Here is a 7,677-nt window from a genome sequence, read left to right on the forward strand (position 1 = left end):
TCGCACTCCGTCACCCGGATGAGGTTTTCGGTAGCGACACCCCGTCCTCGGCTGACTTCTTCATCAATACATCCGGGTTGGGTCTTGACCAAAGACAACTACTTCAAGACCGACGCGCCCAGAAGATTCCGTAGTCGATCATGCCGAGTCTTAGGGCATCGAACGACTTGAGCACGTGTTCATGAACGTTGTTCAGGCCAGCGCCCGTGCGCCATTTGACGAATTGCTGGTACCCCGCGAACACAGGAGGTATACCGGTTAGAAACAGGAAGGGCCTGCAGTATCGTTCGAAGATGTCCAGGTTATATTTCGTGGCGATTTCCGTCTCGCAAAGCTTGAACCCCGCCTTAGCAATCTCTGCTTGATAACTCTTGAAGGTCTGCAGGTTGGGCACGTCCCATGCCCGCAGAAACTCGTCGTAGATGCGGCGACTCTTGGCGGATTTATTTGCGCGCCAGTCCGAGACGAGTAGATCGGCAAATGCAAAGGCTCCCCCCGGTTTGAGCACGCGCGCGGCCTCCCTCAAGAAAGCAGGTTTGTTCCTAAAGTGCGCCGGAGATTCGATTGACCATGCGATCGAAAACGATTTGCTCCTGATAGGCAAGGCATCGGCGTTACCCGCAAGGAACCGGACTTTCGGCCATGTCGTCTTCTCCTTACTGTTGCGAGTCGCGCGACGAACATTGTAAGGCGTGAAGTCGACCCCCAAGACCTCAAGGCCGTACTTTTGGTGCGCGTAAATAGCCGGCCCGCCGCGGCCGGACGCTATGTCCAGCAATCTCGAGTCGTCGCGATATTTGCCAGTTGCCCGAAGTTTGAGCAGACCCGTTGCCACTCGATCGATTAGTCGTTCGTGGGCGGCGGGAGAGTCATGCTTCTGCCTCGGCTTTGAGTATCCGATGTTGAGGTAGGAGCTGAAGTCAGCCCATTGAGTCAGGTAGCGATATAGATCGGAGTGCGAATTCGCGTTGCTGTATTGATCGCGAACATCGTCGGGTTTCCAGTCAGTGTTTTTTACGGCCGAGGCATCTGAGCGCGTGAAGTTGGCCCGATTCTCTCGCAAAGGTGTCATTTTGGTTTCGTCGTAGGTGGCTCTGTCAGGGTATCAGGAATTTTGAATGGCGCTCGATTGCCACCTCGTTGCATTTCGGGAAATTGCTTCGCCATTGTACGGAACAGCCATTCCGCGGCAATTCGAACCGGCGGAAATTCATCGACGCTCTCGGGGTTCAGATGCTCCAGACCCATCGATCCCTTCATGAGCTGCAGACCCGCATTGTCGATCCAGTCGACATTGATTCCAAGGACGTTGGCTAGATTTTTTCCGTAGCGATGGAGCCCAGCGGCAGCTCTCATAGCTTGCAAGCCAAGGTTGTCGGCGAAGCCGAGATCGATATCGAGTGTGCGGGCCATTTTCGCTCCGATGAGCTCTCGAGTTAGAATCCTGGGTATTCGGTTTAACGGTGCGAGCGTCTTCGGCACGAAACCCTCTAGATAGTCGAGCAGCGCTTTCTCGAGTGCGCGACCCTGCGGCGTCTCACCCACGGCCGGCGGCCAGACAGCTGAATACATCTCTTCTGCTTCGTCCATCGTCGGTTCCGGATCGGTTAGAAGAAGATCAGGGTTTACGCCCATTATCCGGGCGATACTGTTCCAACGATACAAGTAGGCTTTCTCCTGCGTCGGCGACAGATCGATGCCAAGCTTTCTGAGGCTGCGAAGAACAATGTAGGAGAAGCTGAGGATCGCCATGCTCATCGAGACCTGGTGAATAGGAATTCCCAGTTCTGCAGGCCAGGTCATCTGCCGCAAAACGTCCCCCAGGTTTCGCTGCGTGTTATCGACTGCGTTAGCATCAGGGGGTTGCAGAATAAGATGGCGAATTGCGGCGTGCATCAAGCGTACCTTCTGCGCCGCACGAATACCCACGCCGTCAGGCTTCTTCAAGCCGTTCTCAGTCATCACGTCTACAACGAACAGACTCGTCTCGGCGAGCCGCCGGTGGACATGCGCTTGTAACTGTTGAGTGGTAGCCAGAACTCGCGAAGCGTACGTCGTCGCATAAGCCTCAGGCAGGCTGGCACATCCTAGAATTGAAAAGGCCACCATCCCGTATTTGTTGAAAACCTCTTCGCTAGTTTTAAGGAGACCTCCCTTCAACGCTACTGGTAGTTGTGCAACACTTTTTTCCAAATAGTCTGACAACACTTTGGAGATGTGTTTAGCCGCCTGAACGCGGTCGCTTTTCTGGGGATACTTTTGAGTGTCCACAAAAGAAGGATGGATCCCCTTTTCGTTCTCAAGGCCGTTTATATCAGTGTTGCGGATAAGACCGCTCAATATGCTGCTAACTTGGCCGAGACCATGTTCTTTATGGATAGCTTTGATGGTCTTGTCGGCAAGATCATCGCCGAGCTGGAACATCATCTTTTGAAAAGCAGGTTCTCGGATGCGATCATTCATTTTGCAAGTCCCCTTAGCCGGCGCGTGACTGTTCGAGCAGCGCCCGGGCGTCCTTAAGATCAGGCGTTTCAAACCCTTCGGTGAATGATCCGTAGACATTGGCCAGCGACGACCGGGCCTTGCTATCGCCGCGCCGCGTCAACTTCAAACGAAGCAGACTGCTTGCCGAACGCAACTCCCAGGACCTCGCACCCTGACGGCGAGCGACGTCCATTCCTTGCAGGAAAGCGGCTTCTGCGCCTTCTTCATCTCTTTGAGACTGACACAGCAGCAGTTCGCCTCTCAACCGATGCAATTCGGCTTCGTAGTATTCCTCGTTGGTGGTGTGTACTTCGGCCAGTGCGAGGTCGAGAACTGTCAGACCCTCTTCGGCCCGGCCCGACCTGCCCAGAGCGTCAGCGAGTAGCCCGAGTTGATGGGGCCGCGTCGACTGTGCTCCCAGAGTTCGCCAAGCATCAGTCGCGCCGCGCAGAAGTGCGACGCTGCCCTCCAAGTCATTCGATTGGCCAAGCGCCCAACCAAGAGTGTAGTTCGCAGCCAACGACCATATTGGAAATCCATGCGTGGAAGAAAACGCGATTCCCTCCTCGGCCAACTGCTTCGCGGTTTCGACGTTGCGGCAGAACTGATGAAGCGTCGCGGAACACGCGAGAGCGTACGCAAGCGTGTGGCTATGCCCCAGCTGGCGTGCATGTTTAAGCAACTCGCCGCATTTTGCGAGCGCCTGGTCGGGATAACCCTGTATCCATAACGTCCATGCTAGAAAAGTAAGACTTCCAACTGCGGGATCCTGTCCATAAACGTGAGCGTGGCCCCGATGCTTTTCGATGTCGTATATTTCCAGAGCTCTCTCGCAATGCACACGGGCCGACTCGAAATTGCCCATATAAAAAATACTCATGCTATGCGACGCATGCGCTTCCAGAAGAAGGTCGGTATCGTTTTGGTGTTCAGCTAGGTTGAGTAGCTGTTGTCCTATCTCAGTAGAATTCTTGAACTGGCTGCGGACCAGGTAGTACGCCCACAATCCCCAAAGAACAGGCGAAAGCTGGGGCGGCGAACCAAGTTGCTTGCACAATTCGTGCGCCCGCTCGTAGGCGCGCTGTACGTCCGGAGCGCTATAGCCTTTCGCGAAGATCAGAGCCATACCCAGGCTGGCTTGTAGCATCAGCTCCTGTTGCAGATTTTCAGGAGTGCGAGACGCGCCTTGCAGGAGTTCCAAGCCCTTGGTGAGATGCGCGATCGCCTCCAGGTTGGCCGAACGTGTCATCGCCTGTCTCGCAGCCACGGCCAGATACTGAACTGTTCGATTCGAGTCTGCCGCTGCACCCGCCTGCCAAAGGTGATGCGCTAGCTCTTCGGCGTAGTCCTCCACAGATTTCGAATAGATCCGCTCGATGGCGTCGGCTACGTCCAGATGTAACCTTTGACGTCGCGGCAAAGATATTCCACTTACGACCGCCTGACGGATTAGCTCATGTGAAAATCTGAACCGAGCCTGCGGATATTCCAAGGTTGAGGATATCAAACCAGTTCTTTCCAACTCCTCAACGTGGTCGAGGAGCCGATCAGCTTCTGTGTGGGTAGAGGCTTCCAGGAGTTCGAACGTGAAGGAACGGCCAATTACCGCCGCCGAGTTTAGAATTTTTCGCGTTTCATCGCCGAGCCGTGCAAGCCGCCTGCTGATGACGAGTCGAAGGCTGTGCGGCACGTTAATCTCGCTCAGTTTCGGGTCTTCACGAAACTCTCCCGAGGAATCGATCAGCTTCCCTTGCTCCACCAGGTGGCGAAACAGCTCCTCGATGAAGAAGGGGTTGCCCTCAGTATTCAGATAGAAAAATTTCACCACCGATTCAGGCGGCCGCTGCCCGCTGAGCGCACACAGCATCTCAGCGACCGCGTCCTTCGGAAGACCCCCCAGCGTTATGCGTTCGACCAGACGTTGCTGCATCAATTGTTCGAGGGTCTTGATAAACTGGCCTGCCGGGTCCAGCTCAGAGTCGCGATAAGTGCCGACGACCAGAACCGGTATCTTTGGAATCAGTTGCGCCAGGTGATTCAATAGCAGCAATGTTCCCTCATCGGCCCACTGCAGATCGTCCAAAAGGAACAGCACAGGCGTGTTGCGAGCGACGCGCGCGACCAGTTCATTAACTGCGCCAAACAGAATTCTGCGTGATTGTTCGGGCGGGAGCTCCATTGGCGGGGGAATATCCGGAAACTGCCGTCGCAACTGCGGTAAGAGTCGAGCCATCTCAGGAGCGTCGTTGCCCAACGCCTGGCGGAACGTCAGCTGGTCCGGCGTTTGCGCGATCGCCGCTTCCAAGATTTCGACAAACGGTATGAAGGGCACTGGATCGTCGCGATCGTAGCAACTACCTACCAACGTCAGCATTCCTCGATGTGAAGCGTTTCTGCCGACCTCCGCTGCGATACGTGTTTTTCCGACGCCTGCGGCGCCTCCGATAAGCACTATCTTTCCGGTGCCATTGAGCGCTTGCTCGAGAGCGCGAGCGAGGGTGGTGCTTTCCGCTTCTCGTCCTACGAAGGCGGTTCCTTCTGTGAACGCGCGCAGGAAGCTGGACTCGTGCTGTGAGAAAAGCAGTTCAGACGCGGCCGCTTCGTCCTGAGGGCTGGGGCTTCCCAGGGAGAATTGCCATGAGACGCGGGTGCGCGGATCGGGAACACAGGAGCAAAACGAGCCGGTTTTGATCGAGCGCTCGAGTAGCTCGCCCATCGCCTCGTGCCGCTCGGAAATCTTCTGAATCGCGGCCTTAATCGCGCGAGTAACGTTGAGTCGCGCGCGTTCAGCGGCAGAGCCTGCCCGCCGGTCGCGGCCACCTCTTCCCACCGCGCGGGTGAGCTCGCGCGTCAGGAACTCAATGTCAGACTCAATCTGTTCGGCGCGCTCGTGGTTGCCGCGCTCGCGCAGGTCTTCGAGCTGTTCGTTCAGTTGGAGCAGCTTGCGCTTGTAGTCTTGCTTAGCCTTCGCATCCAGCATCTCACCGGCGTCACCGGTCAGCCCCCGACGAAAGGTAACACCGATATCAAGTGAACTCTCGTGCTTTTCGACGCGTTCACTTTCGGAGGTGATGCTTGTGTCAGCACCGCCTAGGAGGTCGAGCGCGTGAAATTCCTCGCCTGGATGCTGCAGTAAGCGCTGAATGCAACTGAGACCCTTGATGTCTTTAAGCGGAAAGGTGGCGCCGCCATAACCGAGCGTCCAGTACTCGCCGCTTACCGCAAAAATGCCGGTCTCCGTGGCGGGCTTACCGAGCGACTCGGCACCCCTCTTGCCGCTACCCAACTTTTCTTCAGTCGTTGTCAGAATTCGCCCTCCGGCAAACCAACCTTCGACTGGAAGTTCGGTAAGCCCGACTTCGGTCCAGACTCGCGCCGCCCCTCTCTAACTATGCTTGCGTCGAGAGGCGACCCTACCACTCGGTCAAGTTAGTGTAAATCTACTTCGTCCTGTTGAAAAGCGCATAAATCAGCGTTACCGGCGCCGCTGCGGTTCTTCAATAGTCTTCACGTTTACATGCGCTTTGCCTCTTCGCGTGATCATGGTTCAAGCCGGATGAACAGTGGTTCAGCCGACTATGACGCCTTGAGTATTGAGAGACTCGACTCTCAGGAGGCAACGGTCATGGATATGAAGAACGTCGGACGAGTGGTTGGTCGATTTGCGATGGCAGCCGGACTCGCGCTCGCACTCAATGCGTGCTCGATGTCGGCTGAGGATCCGCCGAGGGCGATGTACGGGACGATTGCGTGGAGCGACGCGTGGCAAAGAACCTGCGGTGACCTTGATCCCGCGGTCGGGCCGAAGCATCCCGGCTATGAGCATCTGAATAACGATTGCGCCCAGTACGAAGTGGCGCAGCGGATGCACAGCTACCAGCCGGAAGTCGCGGTCAACGAGGAACGATGAAGGCAGACCCCTTGGACTCGACCTTCCACTCCAACATAACGGCTGCGGCGGAGCAGACCCACCGCAGCCGTTCATTTATCAATCCGACCTCGTATTAAGTGTTTTATGACGGTGGCGTACATCGTCCTGTAGCTAGTCAGGCTCGCACTCAATGCGCGGGGACTTTACCAGAGGGAGCCCCAGGCCGCAACTTGGCGATCTCCGAGATCGTAGCGGACACTTTGGAGGACATGAACCTGAAGCTGCCGCCGACGCAGGTGGACATTGCGGAAATTCGCCGCAAGTATCACGTCGCAGCCGAGCAGCAGGTACAGCGAGGACACTAGCGAAGAAGAAGTAACAGGACGATGCACTGCCTGAATACGAGAATCAAGCAACAAACTCACGAACTCCAAATTGTCAATCTTCGCTCGGAGCAAGCAGTCGGCCAGCCGATGGGCATCCTCCACTTCAATGGAGAATGTAAAATCTGCTTTTCCTCATACTGGCAGGATGGGCCGTCAGCCTTTCCTGATGGATGGAAACTGAAGCCCGCGACTTGCGATTGCGGCTCGCTTTAGGACAACTGGCATGGGTTGTTGTGGGTTCTCTCGTGATGAATGGAATTGAAGCTCGCGACTCGCGATAGCGGCTCGCCTTCGGACCTGCGCGTAGTAGCGACCATATCATATGCGGCTATTTCAAGATTAGCGATTTACTTGATGTACTTACGCGCCAAGCTAAGGAGGCTTGCAACACCAAGAAGCGGGGGCACCAATACGGATGAATGCGTTTTTGGAATGGGTCACTACACCTACATACCGGGTTGGGCAGACAATTACGTGCTGGTCGGAGCTGATCAATTCTTCTAGCGCAACCAGTATTTATGGGTGGCATACCACAGTCCTATAAGGATGAGAAAAGCTACCCGCTGACGGCGAAGAACGTGCAGCTGATGACGGAGGGCGAGGTTTTCTAGTTCCACAACCGCCCGACTACGGAGTCGGCTGGCAAGCATAGAGACGATGGATCGCTCGAGTTTAAGCATGCCGGTCACACTACGGCGGTGGTTCATGGCGTGATCTTCACCTGACGGCGCAGATAGTCCCACGCTTTGAGCGGCAGATTCAGCGCCGGCTCTGTCTTGCGAAAACTCTGCTGGCAGATATCCAGTCGGCGCAGCAGCGCCGGTAGATAGATCGCGCCCTGTTCGATCACGCCGCCTTATAGCTTAGGGAACTTTTCGAAGATTCCTCGAGCACGTCGAAGCCGTTCCTGCTCCATCCGCTGTCTCGCCAATTCCT

General features: G+C 55.8%; 7 protein-coding genes. 2 read left to right on the forward strand and 5 right to left on the reverse strand.

All coding sequences use genetic code 11. The features are described 5' to 3' along the window. Window positions 1-103 precede the first annotated feature (103 nt). Genes VNX88_05850 through VNX88_05860 form a run of 3 tightly spaced genes read right to left on the reverse strand, consistent with a single transcriptional unit; the run spans window position 104 to window position 5,770 of the window. Window positions 104-1,072, reverse strand: a complete 969-nt coding sequence (locus VNX88_05850; GenBank protein HWY68167.1) for a class I SAM-dependent methyltransferase — start codon at window positions 1,070-1,072, stop codon at window positions 104-106. Further along, entirely contained in the window at window positions 1,069-2,463 is a 1,395-nt protein-coding gene (locus tag VNX88_05855; GenBank protein HWY68168.1) for an oxygenase MpaB family protein, read from the reverse strand. The genes VNX88_05850 and VNX88_05855 overlap by 4 nt, the downstream gene beginning before the upstream one ends. Window positions 2,464-2,476: 13 nt before the next feature. Beyond that, window positions 2,477-5,770 (reverse strand): AAA family ATPase, encoded by a 3,294-nt coding sequence (locus tag VNX88_05860; protein ID HWY68169.1) that lies wholly within the window; start codon window positions 5,768-5,770, stop codon window positions 2,477-2,479. 270 nt (window positions 5,771-6,040) lie between these two features. On the opposite strand from VNX88_05860, the gene VNX88_05865 reads away from it, so the two are divergent. Further along, a complete protein-coding gene (locus VNX88_05865; protein HWY68170.1) occupies window positions 6,041-6,394 on the forward strand; it encodes a hypothetical protein in 354 nt (117 codons plus the stop codon). 191 nt (window positions 6,395-6,585) lie between these two features. Beyond that, window positions 6,586-6,720 carry a hypothetical protein gene (locus VNX88_05870; protein HWY68171.1) on the forward strand — a complete coding sequence of 45 codons (135 nt, stop codon included), beginning with the start codon at window positions 6,586-6,588 and terminating at the stop codon, window positions 6,718-6,720. 521 nt (window positions 6,721-7,241) lie between these two features. Here the strand turns inward: VNX88_05870 and VNX88_05875 are convergent. Then, window positions 7,242-7,448, reverse strand: a complete 207-nt coding sequence (locus VNX88_05875; protein ID HWY68172.1) for a hypothetical protein — start codon at window positions 7,446-7,448, stop codon at window positions 7,242-7,244. Then, entirely contained in the window at window positions 7,445-7,591 is a 147-nt protein-coding gene (locus VNX88_05880; GenBank protein ID HWY68173.1) for a hypothetical protein, read from the reverse strand. Before VNX88_05880 ends, VNX88_05875 begins: the two co-directional genes overlap by 4 nt. Between the last annotated feature and the right edge of the window lie 86 nt (window positions 7,592-7,677).

It is taken from the genome of Terriglobales bacterium, assembly GCA_035567895.1.
Classification (GTDB): domain Bacteria; phylum Acidobacteriota; class Terriglobia; order Terriglobales; family Acidobacteriaceae; genus Gp1-AA112.